Origin of the sequence: Lysinibacillus telephonicus (assembly GCF_039654155.1) — a bacterium.
Classification (GTDB): Bacteria; Bacillota; Bacilli; order Bacillales_A; family Planococcaceae; genus Ureibacillus; species Ureibacillus telephonicus.
This window is the reverse complement of record NZ_CP155468.1, coordinates 3,613,039-3,629,239: the sequence shown is the minus strand read 5'-3', so window position 1 is coordinate 3,629,239 and position 16,201 is coordinate 3,613,039. Positions and strand designations below refer to the sequence as shown.

Sequence of the window (16,201 nt, the reverse complement as noted above, 5' to 3'; positions counted from 1 at the left end):
CTTTTATGAGATGGTTCTTTTTTGATAAAATGAAAGAATAACACCTTCCAAAAAATATCGGGGGAATGATTATGGAAAATCATCGAATATTTATCGTTGAGGATGATATAAAAATCGCCTCACTTTTAGCAGATACATTAAGAAAATATCAATACGAAGTAGAAATTGTGCAAAACTTTGAAGAAATCGTTGAGGAATGCCTTGCCTTTGCACCTCATATCGTGTTGCTTGATATAAATTTACCTTCTTATGATGGCTACTACTGGTGCCGCCAATTAAGGCAGCATACAAAATGTCCAATAATATTCATCTCTGCGCGTTCAGGTGAAATGGATCAAATATTTGCTCTAGAAAATGGTGGAGATGATTTTATTACAAAACCATTTAATTATGAAATTGTTCTAGCAAAAATTAAAAGTCATTTACGCAGAACATATGGTGAGTATTCGACTAGACATGAAGAACGAACGATTCAGCTTGGACAACTAACATTGTATTTAGAGAGAATGGAGCTTCATTTAAAAGATGTTGAGATTCCGTTGCAGAAAAAAGAATGCATCATTTTAGATTTACTAATGGGACAATCCCCAAAAGTTGTTTCTAGAGAAAAGCTGTTGGAGGAGCTTTGGGATGACCAAGCATTTGTAGATGAAAATACACTAAATGTAAATATGACACGTGTTCGAAAAAAGCTTGCGGATTATGGGGTGCTTTCAATCATTGAAACAGTGCGCGGTGCCGGATATCGGTTTGTTTTAAACTCGGAGGAAATGTAATGGGACTTAAATTGTTTATTAAGGAACATTTTTCATTTATCATTTTTGAATTAATAATTGTCATTTTTATCTTATCCTTATACTGGTTAGACGGATTTCGAAATGTTGATACTGCAATATACTCTATAACTATTAGCATAGTTTTAATGACGTCCTTTTTAGGGGTGCGTTATTATTTGCGTCAAAGCTATTTGAAAAAAATTACCCATCTTCCTACTACAATGGAAGATGCATTGCAGAAAAATGCTAAGACCATTGAATATATGCAAACAGAGCAATACTTGCATGAATTATACCGCGTATATCAACACGAAGTTCAAACATTATATGCTATCCAAAATAGACAAGAGAAATTTTTGAACCAATGGATCCACCAAATGAAAACACCTATTTCGGTACTGGAATTATTATTGCAAGAAGAGGGTAATCTTGATAAAAAAAGTGTTCAAGAAGAAGTGGATCGTTTGAAAAAAGGATTAGAAATGGTGTTAATGAACGCAAGATTAGAAAAATTTGAAGAAGATATGCAGGTTGAGCAAGTAAAGTTAAAGGAAATAGTCAGCGCAACAATAAACGAAAATAAACGTTTATTTATTACAAATCGTGTCTTTCCTGAAATGCAAATTGATGAAACGATTACAATTACTACCGATTCAAAATGGTTGAAATTTGTTATAGGGCAGTTTATTACCAATGCCGTTAAATACACATTTGAACAGAACAAGCGTATTATTGTTTCAGCAATTAAAAATGAATCAAATGTGCAGCTATTGATTAAAGATGAAGGAATAGGTATTCCAAAATCAGATTTAATTCGAGTGACAAAACCATTTTTCACAGGAGAAAATGGTCGTAAAACTGGAGAGTCTACTGGGATGGGTTTATATTTAGCAAACGAGATATGTGAAAAGCTGGGTCATAAGCTGGAAATTGATTCTGAAGTTGGAGTTGGAACGACGATTACACTAACGTTTTGACACGGTTAAAAAGGATAGTTCTATAAAAATTCAAGGGTACAATTTGACTAAAGTAAATTGATTAAAAAAAGAGGGAGCACTAATGTCAATATTACAAGTGAGAGATGTCACCAAGGTATATGAGGGAAAAGTGACGAATAGAGCCATTAATCAACTTACTTTCGATGTTGAAAAGGGCGAATTTTTAGCTATTATGGGACCTTCAGGAAGCGGGAAAACAACATTATTGAATTTAATTTCTACAATCGATAAACCAACATCAGGTGAAATTATATTCAATGATATAAAGCCTCTAAACTTAAATAATACCGAGCTTGCTTATTTTAGAAGACGTGAGCTGGGCTTTGTGTTTCAAGATTTTAATCTGTTACCGATGCTGACAGTCGAGGAAAATATCGTCCTCCCTTTAACGTTAGACCAAAAACCAGTTCAAGTAATGGAAGAAAGATTACAATCACTTGTGAACAGACTTGATTTAAAGTCATTTCTTTATAAGAGACCTAATGAAATCTCAGGTGGTCAAGCCCAAAGAGTAGCTATTGCAAGAGCTTTGATTCACGAGCCAACTATTATATTAGCAGACGAGCCTACAGGTAACTTAGATTCAAACAATTCTCGGGAAGTTCTCGAATTATTAAGCAAAATTAATAAAGAGAAACAGGCTACCATTTTGATGGTAACTCACGACCCGATTGCTGCAAGTTACTGTGACCGTGTTTTGTTTATAAAAGATGGAGAGTTCTTCAATGAAATTTATCGCGATGACAGACGCCAAACATTTTTCCAACGCATACTGAATGTACTTAGCTTATTAGGAGGAGGAAAAGTAGGTGACCTTTCATCAATTCGCTTACCGTAACGTCGTCCGAAACATCCGAATATACGCTGCTTTTTTCATGGCAAGCTTCTTTTCAGTATTTGTGTTCTTTATCTATTCAATGTTGGTATTTCACCCGAAAATTGAGAATGGTTTTCTAGGAACTGTACCAATTTTTTGGATGGTCATTGCTGAAATTATATTAGTATTATTTTCGTGGTTTTTCATCTTTTATTCGATGAAAGCATTTTTAGAAGCACGTACAAGAGAGTTTGCGATTTTGCTTCATCTTGGAATGGAGAGAAGACAGCTTAGTAAGCTTGTTTTTTTAGAAACCATTATAATCGGAACAATCTCAATTATGTTTGGGATTTTATTTGGCTATGCATTTTCGAAATTTTTCTTTATGATTGTTCGCGAAATATTAATGTTGGATGACCTGCCGTTGTATTTCTCATGGGAACCATTTGTTCTAACCATTGCGGTCTATTTAAGTGCATTTATTTTTATTTCTTTATTCAGCGTACATTTCGCACCTGAAAGAAAAATTATCGATTTAATGACGGGGTCGAAAAATGTTCATGTCAATGTATTGTATATGAAACGAAAAGCTATAATCGGGATTGTATTTATTATGGTCGGTTATATTTTAGCTTTGCTTACTACGAGAACGACTCTTTTTACATTTACGATGTTTATCCCGATTTTAATAACGATTGGTACATACTACTTTTTTTCTGATACTGCACAATTTATTGTCGATCGAGTTAAAAATAAGAAACAAGTTTACTGGAAAAAATCTAGAATGTTGCCGATAGCAGAACAAACTTTTATTTTAAAAAACAATGGGAAAATGTTTTTTGTTGTAACTTTAGTATCAACGCTGGCATTTTTATCTGTTGGGCTGCTTGCAGCTCTTTCTTCTTATACTTCACAATACGATACATTAAATCCATTAGGGTTAATTTATAAAGGGCATATTAATAACCCATATGAGGATGAACATATAGCTTCAATTGTTTCAGAATTAGAGGAAAAGGGATTATCCTATCATTTAACAAGCTTTACAGTACTAAAACAGACATCATCAACTACAGGTTATGGTGTGGAAGTATTTAAGGAATCTGATGTTAATAATTTATTGTTTTCTTATGGCTACCCAATGGTTCGTTTATCACAGGGGCAAGGAATGTTCATACCGTACTCTGAGGATGCAATAAATGACTTGTCAGAGAAAGTTGTTCACACTGTTTTACTAGAAAATAATGTATCCATAAAGATTGACCAAGTTTATCCAAAGTTAATTTTCCCTAGTTCTATCGTTGGCTTAAATTCTATTATCATTAGCGATGAGGACTTTAAAAAACTCATACATCCATACAATGGTTTTCCTGAATTTGAGCCAGGATATCATTTATTTACATTTGATATTCCACAATGGATTGAAACAAAGGAAATTGGGTTGCCAATTCAGCAAAAGGTTGCACAGGAATATTTAAAAGATGATTATTTACTGCCTTATTATTTTGAAAATGCAGGTCTGAATTATTCTTATTTATTATCAGCATATTCCTTATTTACTTTAGTAGGGTTATTAGTTGCTGCGGTATTCTTGCTCGCAGCTGGAAGCTTTATTTATTTTAAATTGCACACAAATCTCGATTCAGAGAAGAGAAAATTTGATGTATTGAAACGTATGGGAATTTCTGATGGTGAGCTAAAGAAGCTTGTAACAAAATATTTATTTCCGCAATTTTTCCTGCCTTGGGGAGTTGCGCTAATTCATAGTTTATTTGCTTTTATTGCTCTTCAAAATATATTAGAAAACATCGCCAACATCTCTATTGTAAAAGAACTTGTTCTTGCATTTGGTTTCTTAATTGCTATACAAGTAACCTATTTTTACTTAATAAGATGGCGTTATATTGCTCACGTACGAGACTGACAGAAATAAAGTTATTTGCAGAATAATATATCGTTTTCTAAGAAAAATGTGTAATGAATTAAAAAATTTCATTGTTTTATTAATATACTTAATTTATAATATTTAGAAAATGAATGATTATTCATTTCTTCACTTCAATTTTACTGGATATAAATTCTAGGTTTTTTGAAGTGAAATGCAAAGGGGGATGGGTGTTTTGAATATAGTTGAACGAGTTCGACAAACAGCATTGGAACAGCCAGCAAGACGTGCATATCATTTTTTAGGTAGTGATACTACATACGGTGAGTTTGAGCAAAAGGTCAGCCAATTTGCTTATGCACTACAACGATTAGGGGTGGGAAAAGGAGATCATGTGGCGTTGTTATTAGGAAATACACCACATTTTTTAATTTCGTTGTATGCAACTATGCGTATTGGTGCGACTGCAATTCCAATCAATCCTATGTATACGCAAGATGAAGTTAGTTATATTATTCGAAATGGGGATGTAAAAGCTGTCATTGCACTTGATATGTTGCTGCCATTTGTGGAAATTGGGGTAAAAGTATTGCCGCAAGTAGAAACATATATTGTATGTGAAACAACAGCAGATACAGTAGAAAAATTTAATTCGTTATCAATTGGGGCAAAAGAAAAAACCTATCTTTTCTCGCAGCTTCTTGCTTCGGCAACTTCGAGTGCTGACCCAGTTGAGTTGGATGATGACGATGTAGCGGTTATTTTATACACATCAGGCACTACTGGATATCCTAAAGGTGCAATGCTTAGCCATCGCAATTTATATTCAAATGCCCGGGATGTAGGCCATTTTTTAGGTATGACACCTGATGATCGTGTTATTGCTACATTACCTGTTTTTCACGTATTCGCATTAACAGTAGTTGTGAACGCACCACTGCTTCAAGGGGCAACAGTTTTGTTAGCACCTCGATTTAGTCCTAGTGAAATTTATGAACTTGCAGGCAGTCAAAAGGCTACCGTATTTGCTGGAGTACCTACAATGTATAATTTCCTCTACCAATTTGAAGGAAACGTTGAAAACTTCTCAAATTTACGGTTAGCTGTATCGGGCGGTGCACCGCTGCCAGTTCAAGTGCTTAATGATTTTGAAGAAAAGTTTAAGGTTAGGGTTTCTGAAGGATATGGATTATCAGAGGCTTCTCCAGTGACTTGCTTTAATCCGCTTGATCGCGAGCGAAAGGCAGGTTCAATCGGCACATCCATCTCCAACGTTGAAAATAAAGTGGTCGATGAATATGGAAATGAAGTTCCTGTAGGACAAGTTGGGGAACTAATCGTCCGAGGACCAAATGTTATGAAGGGCTACTATAAAATGCCTGAGGAAACAGCAAATGCTATACGAGATGGATGGCTATATACAGGTGATTTAGCGAAAAAAGATGAAGAGGGCTACTTCTTTATCGTTGATCGTAAAAAAGACATGATTATCGTAGGGGGCTTTAATGTCTACCCAAGGGAAGTGGAAGAAGTTTTATTTTCCCATCCTAATGTAATCGAAGCAGCTGTTGTTGGATTCCCTGATCCAAACTTAGGTGAAGCGGTTCATGCTTATGTTGTATTAAAAGATAATAGTATATCCGAGGAGGAGCTTCGACAATATTGTGCGCAGCATGTTGTGAAGTATAAAGTACCAAAAGTTATAGAAATACTAGATGAGCTACCGAAAAATTCAACAGGGAAAATTTTGCGTAGATCCTTAAAAGAACTACAAAAAACTAAATCATAAAATATTAAAAGATGTTTCTTAAATGGAACATCTTTCAGACTGTTGACAAACGCTTTCATCCTACGTTACTTGTCTCGCTCGTCCGCTCATGAAGGCAACTTCTATTCGCGTCTTCACTCGCCTTCGTGCCTTGGCTGGCAAGCGTTTTCAAGACAGTCTGGATATTCTTTACTTTTTAAGAATTACCTAAAAATACGTGTAGACAAAGTCGATTTTCGACTTTGTCTACACTCTGAAAGATGTTTCTTAAATGGAACATCTTTTTTCTGTTAAATTTTAATGGAATTGATTAATTTAGCAAGAAATGATGAATAAATTCCAAAGTGACATATGCAAGTATAGGCTGTAAAATGGTAAGAGAAAATTGAATTGAAAGTGAGTATACAAATGGCTGTTATACAAGGATTAATAGACTTCATTCTACATATTGACGAGCATTTAGTAGAGATTATTCAACAATTTGGAATATGGGCATATGGAATTGTTTTCTCAATTGTCTTTGTAGAAACGGGAGTCGTCATTATGCCATTCTTGCCAGGGGATTCATTGCTCTTTGCAAGCGGGGCACTGGCAGCTTTAGGGGCATTTAATTTGCCTACAATAATTATTGTTTTTATTGCTGCTGCTATACTAGGCGATACACTAAATTATCATATTGGTAAAAAGGTTGGAACATCTATTCCACCAAATTCGTTTATCGGACGTTTTATAAGTAAAGAAAGAATGGATGCTGCACAAAAGTTCTTTAATAAGCATGGCGGCAAAACAATAGTAATTGCACGCTTCATGCCTTTTATCAGAACCTTTATCCCGTTTGTTGCGGGTGCTAGTCGAATGAATTATAGATACTTCATTAGTTACAATGTGATCGGCGGAGTATTGTGGGTAGTTATTTGTACTTTTGCAGGATACTTCTTTGGCAATATCCCCGTTGTTAAGGAAAACTTCTCCACAGTAATTTTATTAATTATCTTTGTTTCTGTGTTGCCAGCAATTGTTGGTGCACTTCGTTCAAGAAAAAAATAATTGGAAAAGAGGTTATATAAAATGACAAAAATGAATGTTGAAAGTTTCAACTTAGATCATACAAAAGTTGCTGCACCTTATGTACGACTTGCAGGCATTAAAGAAGGAAAAAATGGCGATGTTGTTCGTAAATATGATGTTCGCTTTAAACAACCGAACAAAGAGCATATGGAAATGGCTGCACTTCACTCCATTGAACATTTAATGGCAGAAAATATTCGTAATCATACAGATCAAGTAGTAGATATGAGTCCAATGGGATGCCAAACTGGCTTTTATTTAACAATGATCAATCATGATGATTATGAAGATGTTTTATCCATTCTGGAAAAAACTCTTCAAGATGTACTGAATGCAAAAGAAGTACCTGCTTGCAATGAAGTTCAGTGTGGATGGGCTGCAAATCATAGCTTAGAAGGCGCTAAAGAGCTTGCAAAAGAAATGCTCGAAAAACGCAATGAATGGTCAACAATTTTTAAAGAAGACTAATCAAACATTTGACTGTCTCCAATTATGTGGGACAGTCATTTTTTATTTAAACTTTTAATTGATAGTTTCTATGGGAGAATTTGATTATAGAGCAATGTTCTTATATAAGTTAATTTAACTGAAATGCAATTAGAATTAATTTTTTTACATAAATGAATACCTCATGCTTACTTGTTAGAATAATAAATTAATCGATGTATATCCTTTAATGCCTCAATTTAGTAATAGATAGCAGTTTATTTTGATGAAGTTCTCTTTTTCATATGTCTTTGTTATAATCATCCAGAATAAATAGAGAATTTTATATAAGAGAGGAAATTTATGAGCAAAAAAAATAAGAATAAAGTATTTAATTCTAATGATACTATTCAAGAATATATTTATGTGCTTCTAGGAGCTGCAGTAATAGCATTTGGATTTAGCGTGTTTTTATTTCCGAATCAAGTAGCTTCCGGCGGTGTAAGTGGGATAAGTACAATCTTGAATGGCCTTTTTGGCTGGAATGCTGGAATAGTCCAATATGCTTTTAATATACCACTGTTTATTGCTGGAGTTCTTGTACTAGGGAAAAGATTTGGCTTTAAATCATTTATTGGAACGATTGCCTTACCGTTTTTCGTAATTTTAATGAATGATTGGTCTGCATGGACAGATAATGCATTGTTGGCAGCTATTTTTGGGGGAATAGTTGTTGGTTTAGGTATTGGCTTGGTTTTTAAAGGAAACGCCTCAACTGGTGGTACCGATTTACTCGCACAAATTATTACGAAATTTACTGGTTTAACTTTAGGTACCAGCGTCCTGCTAATAGACGGAATAATTGCCATTAGTGCAGCATTAGTTTTCGATTTAGAAAGAGGTTTATACGCATTAATCGGGTTATACGTCACTACTAAAACAATTGACATCGTTCAGTTAGGCTTCAGTCAATCAAAAATGGTTTATATTATTACGAATAAACAGGATGAAGTACGAGATGCAATTTACATGGAAATTGATCGGGGTGTTACAAAGATGCCAGCATTCGGTGGATATACAGGAGAACAAAAACTTATGCTAATGGTTGTTGTTTATCAAACAGAATTCACAAAGCTGAAACAAATCATTAAAACCGTTGACCCGTCTGCATTTGTCATCGTTTCTGATGCCTATGAGGTGCTGGGGGAAGGTTTCAAGCGAGTGTGATTTTGCTATAATTGGCAGTGTAATACACTTATTTATTCATTTTGGAGGGGTTCAAATGAAAAAAGCATGGTTAGCACTAGTATTCGGCTCAGCATTATTTCTAGCTGCTTGCGGCGGTGGCAATGAAGAAGGCAATGATACAAAGACTACTGATGAAACAGCTGGAACAGGAGAAACTGCAGCTGCAGATGGAGAAGCTTTAGTTAAAGAAGGCTGTGTAATGTGCCATGGAGGAAACCTGCAAGGTATGGGTCAAACACCTGCGTTATCTGACGTTGGTAGCCGTCTTTCAGAAGAAGAAATTTTAGATGTAATTTTAAATGGTAAAAACCAAATGCCTCCTGGACTACTAAAAGGTGAAGATGCTGAAGCAGCAGCAGCTTGGCTGGCAACTCAAAAATAATTCAATAAATGAACGTTTGAAAGGGCTTTCTAGAGAATGAGAATTTCTAGGAAGTCTTTCTTTTTTATATATAATCCCCCTTTTGACGTCTCAAAACGCTGTATTGGACGATACTATTTTCTTTTAGGTATATTTTAAATACATTCTATCTGTTACATGCTAAAATAAGTACTATATGCCAGGAAAGATAGGGGAGTTAAGGCTGATGATTCAAGTAAGGACAAAAGAAGTAATTGAAAAATTTAATTTAGAGTTAGTAAGTGGACATGAAGGAATTGGCCGATCCATCACAACGAGTGATATTTCACGTCCAGGACTTGAAATGGCTGGTTATTTTACACACTACCCTGCAAATAGAGTTCAATTAATAGGTAAAACAGAATTGTCTTTTTTTGAAATGCTTCCAACAGAATTAAAAAAAGAGCGAATGTTCAAACTTTGCTCGCAGGATACACCTGCAATTGTAGTATCAAGAGGATTAGAAGTCCCAAAAGAACTGATTGCTGCTTCTAATGAAAACCATGTTCCTGTATTATCAACTACTATGAAGACAACTAGGTTTTCTAGTAGATTAACAAATTATCTTGAAAGTAAACTTGCTCCAACAGCTGCTGTACATGGTGTTTTGGTCGATGTATACGGGATAGGTGTGCTAATAATTGGTAAAAGTGGAGTAGGGAAAAGTGAAACTGCTCTAGAACTTATTAAAAAAGGCCATCGTTTAGTTGCAGACGATTGTGTAGAAATTCGACAAGAAGCTGAAAATTTAATTATCGGTAGCCCACCGCCTCTTTTAGAACATTTGTTAGAAATTAGAGGAATCGGTATTATTGATATTATGACTTTGTTTGGTGCAAGTGCAATTCGTCCATTTAAACGAATTACACTTATTATTGAATTGGAAAACTGGGATCCAGATAAAACATATGACCGTCTTGGATTAGATGAAGAAAAAATGAAAATTATCGATACTGATATTACGAAACTAACAATTCCAGTACAGCCTGGTCGAAATGTATCAGTAATTATTGAAGTAGCAGCAATGAACTATCGTCTGAAAAAAATGGGTGTTAATGCTGCACAGGAATTTTCAAGACGCTTAGATGAAGTAATTTCAATACAAGATGAAATAGATGATTATTAATTTAAGAAAGAATTAAGTTTTTGAAAAAATGTCTGGCTCCAGCGCCCAGCCCTTCGAGGTCGCGGTCTGCCCTCGGTCGAAAGCTGGAAAAGCTTCGCGATTGGGGTCCTCCGCAGCACACGGATGTGCAAGTGCCGACAAGACATGCGATGTGGCACTTTTGTCGGCCAGCGCTTGGGGCTCACACGATGTGAGTCATGTCGACGAAGCCACACGATGTGGCGATTTCGTCGACGCGGGGCTAACAAGGGCGCTTGCGCTTTTTTATATGAGAGGAGTTTTATAATGGATCATATTTTACTTGCAATAGACCCTATTGCTTTTGAAATAGGCAGCATAAAGGTTCGTTGGTACGGGATTTTAATTGCATCAGGAATTGTACTAGCATATTTCATAGGACAAAGAGAAGCGGTAAAACGTGGATTGCCCGAAAATTTTTTAGCAGATTTATTGATTTGGGCAATTCCAATTTCTATAATCTGTGCTCGTATTTATTATGTAGTGATGAAATGGGAGTTTTACGGAGCAAATCCAGGGAAAATCATTCAAATTTGGAATGGCGGCATCGCGATTCATGGTGCTTTGATAGGTGCTGTCATTACTGCATATATTTTCTGCAGAAAAAGAGGAGTTAGTTTTTTAAAGGTAGCTGATATTGCTGCACCAAGTATTTTAGTAGGTCAGATTATTGGTCGCTGGGGCAATTTCATGAACCAGGAGGCATTTGGCGGGCCAGTAAGTCGAGACTTTTTAGAAAATCTAATGCTGCCAAACTGGATTATTGAACAAATGTATATCGAAGAGCTTGGCACTTATGTACATCCAACCTTCTTATATGAATCTCTATGGAACGTAGTAGGATTAATTATTTTACTATCATTGCGAAAAGTCAATTTACACCGTGGAGAAATTTTCTTCTCCTATATGATTTGGTATTCAATTGGGCGATTTTTTATCGAAGGTATGAGAACTGACAGCTTATATTTAATTGGCAATTTGCGTTCTGCACAGGTCGTTTCAATTATTGCAATCATTATCGGCATTGCCGCAATTGTTTACCGTAGAATGAAAGTCCGACCAGTTGTTCGTTACAAGGATAACAAATAGAGGGGAAATGGGATGTCATCGCTTCGAAAAGGATTAAATGCGGGGTTAAAAACTACATGGACTTTAAGTAAAGTAATTTTTCCGATTACATTAATCGTTACAATTCTCCAATTTACACCGGTATTAACATGGATTATTAATTTTGTGGAACCACTAATGGGATTACTAGGTTTAAGTGGAGAAGCAGCAATTCCGTTAGTGTTGGGAAATGCATTAAACTTATATGCTGGGATTGCGGGGATCTTGTCTCTTGAGTTAACTGTAAAGGAAGTATTTATACTCGCAGTTATGCTTTCCTTTTCACATAACTTATTTATAGAAACAGGAGTAGCTCTCCGCGTGGGAGTTAAATTGTGGGTAATACTTGCTGTAAGATTCGGATTAGCGATATTTTCTGCTCTTATCATAAGATTTGTATGGCAAGGTGGAGGAGAAATCGCAAAGTATGGCTTTTTTTCTGAGCAAACTCAAAATCCCACGGGTTGGGGAGAAATCGTTTTGCTAGGATTCGAAAAGGCAAGCCTCGGGATTTTACAGCTTGCTATTATCGTAATTCCGTTAATGATTATCGTACAATATTTACGTGATTTAAAATACTTAGAGAAAGTGTCTAATGCATTAGCTCCATTTACTAAAGTGATTGGCGTTCAACCAAATACGTCAATGACACTTGTAGCTGGGCTAATCATTGGCCTTGCCTACGGTGCAGGAATAATGATCCAAGCCGTGGAAGAAGATGGGGTAAGCAAAAAGGATGCAACTTTAGCGTTTATCTTTTTAGTGGCATGTCATGCAGTTATTGAAGATACATTAATTTTTGTTCCTTTAGGCATTCCGATATTACCATTGCTTATTATTCGAGTTGTCACAGCATTCGTCTTAACGATTATTGTTGCACATCTATGGAAAAGAGCAGATTTAAAAGCACATAAAGGAGTTACACAACTATGATAAAAGCTTTACTTTTTGATTTTGATGGAACACTTTTGAATACAAATGAATTAATTATCCAAACCTTTATGCATGTTTTGAATGAAAGATTTCCCGGGCAATATTCGCCACAGGATTGCATAAAATTTATTGGTCCGTCACTAATAGAGACATTCGAACAAATTACGCCAAATGAAGTAGACGAAATGGTTGAGAAATATCGTGAATGGAATCAAGCACATCATGATGAATTGGTAACAGAATATGATGGTGTGATTACGACTTTAGAGCAATTAAAAGAACAAGGCATTCGTTTAGCAATCGTTTCTACTAAACGAAGAGATACAATACAAAAAGGACTAAATTTGATGGGGGCAAACCATCTGTTCGAATTTTTAATTGGTTTGGATGATGTGAAAAATGTAAAACCACATCCTGAGCCGGTATTATTAGCAATTGAAAAACTAGGTATAAATAAAGAGGAAACGATGATGATTGGGGACAATTATCATGATATTGAAGCAGGGAAAAATGCAGGTGTCAAAACAGCAGGAGTAGCATGGTCAATTCAAGGTGAAGATTTCTTAAGACAGTATAATCCAGACTATATTCTTCAACATATGACTGATTTATTAACGATTGTGAAGGAGTCGTAAATCTATGAGAAAAACGGAACGATATCCAGTTCAAGGTGCCAACTCATTATGGAATGTTTACCAAACAGTGTCCTTTTGGAAAGTTATGAAGTGTTTTATATTTATCCAAATCGGACGCATTACACCATTTATGAGTGTGAAAAATTGGATATATCGGACGTTTTTAAATATGAAGATTGGTAAGAAAACTTCGCTTGCATTGATGGTAATGCCAGATTCGATGTTCCCAGAGAGAATTTCAATAGGAGACAATACGATTATCGGCTATAATACAACAATATTAGCTCATGAATATTTAATTGAAGAGTATCGTTTAGGAGATGTGAAAATTGGCAGCGAAGTAATGATCGGTGCCAATTCAACAATCTTACCTGGTGTAGAAATTGGCGACGGCGCAATTGTTTCTGCTGCAACACTTGTAAATAGAGATGTACCTGCAGGAGCAATGGCAGGAGGAAACCCTATGCGCATTATCTACACAGCTGAAGAAATGGCAGAAAGAAAAAGAAAGAATACCTAAATACTAAACTACTTCATTTATAAAAAAGCGAGAATCTGCTCATTCTGATTTAGGATGGAGTAGATTTTTTTATTATTGTTTGACCTTAATCGAATAAAAAAGTTCTCTTAATATAAGTAAGAGCTGAGTGAAAAACAGTAAAAGTGCGTAAAAAATAGAACCGCGTAAATAAAAAAAAAACGCGTAAAAGTTAGATAAAAGTGCGTAAATAATCAAGCAAACCACGTAAAAAAGCAATAAAACCGCGTAAAAAATAGAAACGCGTAAATAAAACAAAAAACCGCGTAAAAGTTAGATAAAAGTGCGTAAATAATCGAGCAAACTACGTAAAAAAGCAATGAAACCGCGTAAAAAAATAGAACCGCGTAAATAAAACAAAAAACCGCGTAAAAGTTAGATAAAAGTGCGTAAATAATCAAGCAAACCACGTAAAAAAGCAATAAAACCGCGTAAAAAAACACCCCCCTGTAAATATAAAAACCCTCTCATTAACGTAAGAATGCTCACTATTTTTAGAATAATAAGTCTTTTCAATTAAATAACATGTATAATTGTTCATAGAAAGATCAAGAAAAGTTGAACATGAAGGTTGACTACAGAAGGTTAATTCGATAAAATACTTTCATATACTAACTCTCTAATTCTCTAGTGTGTTAAAGTAAAAATGGTAGGATGTGTTAATATGTCATCGTTAAAAATGTTTGAAAAGCCATTAGGAATGCGCGATACATTCCCAATTACATATGAAAAGGTCGAGGCAATTCGCCAAACAGGACGTGATTTCCTGCGTGCACGTGGTTATGATTTTATCAAAACACCAAGTTTAGAATATTTCGATACAGTCGGAAAAGCATCTGCTATTTACGATGCAGCATTATTTAAACTTGTAGATAGTCAAGGAAATACGCTTGTCCTACGTCCTGACATGACGACACCCATTGCACGAGTTGCGACATCTAAATTACTAAAAGAACAAATTCCATTAAGGCTAGCTTATTTTGCTAACGTTTTCCGAGCACAGCAAACAGAGGGCGGCCGTCCTGCTGAATTTGGGCAAATGGGAATTGAAATTATTGGAGACGGAACGGTTTTTGCAGATGCAGAAGTAATTATTACAGCTATTAATCTAATACAAGCATTCGGCATTGACTCTTTTAAAATTACAATCGGCCACGCTGGCGTATTAAATTGCATCTTAAAGGACTATACAGAAAGTGCTGAACAAGCCGATAAATTAAGAACATTATTAGTTGAACGCAATTATGTTGGATTTGAAGAAGCGGTTGCAGCATTCGATCTACCAAAAACGAAATCAGACGCTTTACTTCAATTTATTAATGAAGCTACGAATATTGGTGCTATAGAAGATATCGAAAAATATGTAAGGAAAAATGATGCATTAGAATATATGCAACAGCTTATGGAATTGATTAGTTTTGCAAACCTATCTCAATATGTTGCACTGGATTTCACACTTTCAAGTCATATGAATTATTACACAGGAATGCTATTTGAAGTGTTTGCAGAAGGCAGTGGATTTGCCCTTGGCAACGGAGGCCGCTACGACGGATTGCTGCACCATTTTGGAAGCAAAGTAGGGGCTACGGGATTTGGAATTCGAGTAGACCGATTGCTCGAAGTTGTACCTTCAAATAAATCTGCTAAACAAACTGTTGCAATTATATTTAACGATGAACAGTTTACTAAGGCACTTGAGCATGCAAAAAAGCTACGCGAAGAAGGAAAGCGTGTAACATTGCAGGCGAAAAAAGGACTTGTGGATGAAGAAGCATTTACAAAACAGTTTGACACGATTGTTTACGTCAGCCAGGAGGATTTAGCGTAATGAGTGAATTAACAATTGCAATGCCAAAGGGACGAATTTTTGAAGAAGCATACCAAATGCTAATTGATGCAGGATTTAATTTACCTGAGGAAGTAGAAATGTCACGCAAGTTAATGATTGAAATACCGGAGGAAAAAATTCGATTTATTTTAGCAAAGCCAATGGACGTACCTGTTTATGTAGAACATGGTGTTGCAGATATCGGGATTGCTGGGAAAGATGTATTGCTTGAGCAAAGACGAAATGTTCATGAATTATTGGACTTGAAAATTAGTCAATGTTATATCGCTTCAGCGGGTTTACCAAATACGAAGATGAATGAAATAGCACCCCGCATTGCAACAAAATACCCAAACATTGCAATGAACTATTATAAAGAAATTGGTGAACAAGTTGAAATTATCGAGCTGAACGGTTCAATTGAATTAGCGCCGATGATAGGTTTAGCTGACCGCATTGTCGATATTGTATCAACAGGAAGAACGTTGAAAGAAAATGGTCTTGTTGAATATGAACACATTACAGATGTATCTTCTCGTTTAATTGCAAACCCAGTAAGCTATCGAATGAAAAGTGCACGTATCCAAGAATTAGTATTTCGTTTGAAGAAATTTGTCAATTAGAGAGAAG

The 16,201-nt window shown here is 35.5% G+C and carries 16 protein-coding genes; all 16 read left to right on the top strand.

Features of this window, described 5'->3' with window-relative positions:
- Window positions 1–71: 71 nt before the first annotated feature.
- The 16 genes from MKY04_RS17595 to hisG all read left to right on the top strand — a co-directional run bounded on the left by MKY04_RS17595 (window position 72) and on the right by hisG (window position 16,194).
- Window positions 72–776 carry a response regulator transcription factor gene (locus MKY04_RS17595; protein WP_126293419.1) on the top strand — a complete coding sequence of 235 codons (705 nt, stop codon included), beginning with the start codon at window positions 72–74 and terminating at the stop codon, window positions 774–776.
- Window positions 776–1,753 (top strand): sensor histidine kinase, encoded by a 978-nt coding sequence (locus MKY04_RS17590; protein WP_126293418.1) that lies wholly within the window; start codon window positions 776–778, stop codon window positions 1,751–1,753. Before MKY04_RS17595 ends, MKY04_RS17590 begins: the two co-directional genes overlap by 1 nt.
- An 82-nt stretch (window positions 1,754–1,835) precedes the next feature.
- Window positions 1,836–2,612 (top strand): ABC transporter ATP-binding protein, encoded by a 777-nt coding sequence (locus MKY04_RS17585; RefSeq protein ID WP_126293417.1) that lies wholly within the window; start codon window positions 1,836–1,838, stop codon window positions 2,610–2,612.
- The gene (locus MKY04_RS17580; protein ID WP_126293416.1) at window positions 2,584–4,515 is read left to right on the top strand and encodes an ABC transporter permease; all 1,932 of its coding nucleotides are present in this window, start codon (window positions 2,584–2,586) and stop codon (window positions 4,513–4,515) included. Before MKY04_RS17585 ends, MKY04_RS17580 begins: the two co-directional genes overlap by 29 nt.
- Before the next feature lie 196 nt (window positions 4,516–4,711).
- On the top strand, window positions 4,712–6,265 hold the full coding sequence (locus tag MKY04_RS17575; RefSeq protein WP_346234844.1) for a fatty acid--CoA ligase family protein: 1,554 nt from the start codon (window positions 4,712–4,714) through the stop codon (window positions 6,263–6,265).
- A 387-nt stretch (window positions 6,266–6,652) separates the two neighbouring features.
- On the top strand, window positions 6,653–7,291 hold the full coding sequence (locus MKY04_RS17570; protein ID WP_126293498.1) for a DedA family protein: 639 nt from the start codon (window positions 6,653–6,655) through the stop codon (window positions 7,289–7,291).
- A 21-nt stretch (window positions 7,292–7,312) separates the two neighbouring features.
- Window positions 7,313–7,780 (top strand): S-ribosylhomocysteine lyase, encoded by a 468-nt coding sequence (locus MKY04_RS17565; protein WP_126293414.1) that lies wholly within the window; start codon window positions 7,313–7,315, stop codon window positions 7,778–7,780.
- Between the two features lie 321 nt (window positions 7,781–8,101).
- Window positions 8,102–8,965, top strand: a complete 864-nt coding sequence (locus MKY04_RS17560) for a YitT family protein (protein WP_346234843.1) — start codon at window positions 8,102–8,104, stop codon at window positions 8,963–8,965.
- Window positions 8,966–9,020: 55 nt separating this feature from the next.
- Complete coding sequence (gene cccB / locus MKY04_RS17555; protein ID WP_126295160.1) at window positions 9,021–9,368, top strand: cytochrome c551; 348 nt, start codon at window positions 9,021–9,023, stop codon at window positions 9,366–9,368.
- 205 nt (window positions 9,369–9,573) lie between these two features.
- Window positions 9,574–10,512, top strand: a complete 939-nt coding sequence (hprK, locus tag MKY04_RS17550) for an HPr(Ser) kinase/phosphatase (protein ID WP_126295159.1) — start codon at window positions 9,574–9,576, stop codon at window positions 10,510–10,512.
- 285 nt (window positions 10,513–10,797) lie between these two features.
- The gene (lgt, locus tag MKY04_RS17545) at window positions 10,798–11,619 is read left to right on the top strand and encodes a prolipoprotein diacylglyceryl transferase (RefSeq protein ID WP_126295158.1); all 822 of its coding nucleotides are present in this window, start codon (window positions 10,798–10,800) and stop codon (window positions 11,617–11,619) included.
- A 12-nt stretch (window positions 11,620–11,631) separates the two neighbouring features.
- Window positions 11,632–12,570, top strand: a complete 939-nt coding sequence (locus MKY04_RS17540; protein ID WP_126295157.1) for a nucleoside recognition domain-containing protein — start codon at window positions 11,632–11,634, stop codon at window positions 12,568–12,570.
- Complete coding sequence (gene ppaX, locus MKY04_RS17535; protein WP_126295156.1) at window positions 12,567–13,205, top strand: pyrophosphatase PpaX; 639 nt, start codon at window positions 12,567–12,569, stop codon at window positions 13,203–13,205. The genes MKY04_RS17540 and ppaX overlap by 4 nt, the downstream gene beginning before the upstream one ends.
- 4 nt (window positions 13,206–13,209) lie before the next feature.
- Window positions 13,210–13,725 (top strand): acyltransferase, encoded by a 516-nt coding sequence (locus MKY04_RS17530; protein ID WP_126295155.1) that lies wholly within the window; start codon window positions 13,210–13,212, stop codon window positions 13,723–13,725.
- Window positions 13,726–14,407: 682 nt separating this feature from the next.
- Window positions 14,408–15,571, top strand: a complete 1,164-nt coding sequence (locus tag MKY04_RS17525) for an ATP phosphoribosyltransferase regulatory subunit (RefSeq protein ID WP_126295154.1) — start codon at window positions 14,408–14,410, stop codon at window positions 15,569–15,571.
- Window positions 15,571–16,194, top strand: coding sequence for an ATP phosphoribosyltransferase (gene hisG / locus MKY04_RS17520; protein WP_126295153.1), 624 nt, complete (start codon window positions 15,571–15,573; stop codon window positions 16,192–16,194). Before MKY04_RS17525 ends, hisG begins: the two co-directional genes overlap by 1 nt.
- Window positions 16,195–16,201: the final 7 nt, after the last annotated feature.

Bases quoted from the DNA above. Each gene is read 5' to 3' on its own strand.
- MKY04_RS17595 (WP_126293419.1), top strand. From the start codon at position 72: ATGGAAAATCATCGAATATTTATCGTTGAGGATGATATAAAAATCGCC.
- MKY04_RS17590 (WP_126293418.1), top strand. From the start codon at position 776: ATGGGACTTAAATTGTTTATTAAGGAACATTTTTCATTTATCATTTTT.
- MKY04_RS17585 (WP_126293417.1), top strand. From the start codon at position 1,836: ATGTCAATATTACAAGTGAGAGATGTCACCAAGGTATATGAGGGAAAA.
- MKY04_RS17570 (WP_126293498.1), top strand. From the start codon at position 6,653: ATGGCTGTTATACAAGGATTAATAGACTTCATTCTACATATTGACGAG.
- MKY04_RS17565 (WP_126293414.1), top strand. From the start codon at position 7,313: ATGACAAAAATGAATGTTGAAAGTTTCAACTTAGATCATACAAAAGTT.
- MKY04_RS17560 (WP_346234843.1), top strand. From the start codon at position 8,102: ATGAGCAAAAAAAATAAGAATAAAGTATTTAATTCTAATGATACTATT.
- cccB (WP_126295160.1), top strand. From the start codon at position 9,021: ATGAAAAAAGCATGGTTAGCACTAGTATTCGGCTCAGCATTATTTCTA.
- hprK (WP_126295159.1), top strand. From the start codon at position 9,574: ATGATTCAAGTAAGGACAAAAGAAGTAATTGAAAAATTTAATTTAGAG.
- lgt (WP_126295158.1), top strand. From the start codon at position 10,798: ATGGATCATATTTTACTTGCAATAGACCCTATTGCTTTTGAAATAGGC.
- MKY04_RS17540 (WP_126295157.1), top strand. From the start codon at position 11,632: ATGTCATCGCTTCGAAAAGGATTAAATGCGGGGTTAAAAACTACATGG.
- ppaX (WP_126295156.1), top strand. From the start codon at position 12,567: ATGATAAAAGCTTTACTTTTTGATTTTGATGGAACACTTTTGAATACA.
- MKY04_RS17530 (WP_126295155.1), top strand. From the start codon at position 13,210: ATGAGAAAAACGGAACGATATCCAGTTCAAGGTGCCAACTCATTATGG.
- MKY04_RS17525 (WP_126295154.1), top strand. From the start codon at position 14,408: ATGTCATCGTTAAAAATGTTTGAAAAGCCATTAGGAATGCGCGATACA.
- hisG (WP_126295153.1), top strand. From the start codon at position 15,571: ATGAGTGAATTAACAATTGCAATGCCAAAGGGACGAATTTTTGAAGAA.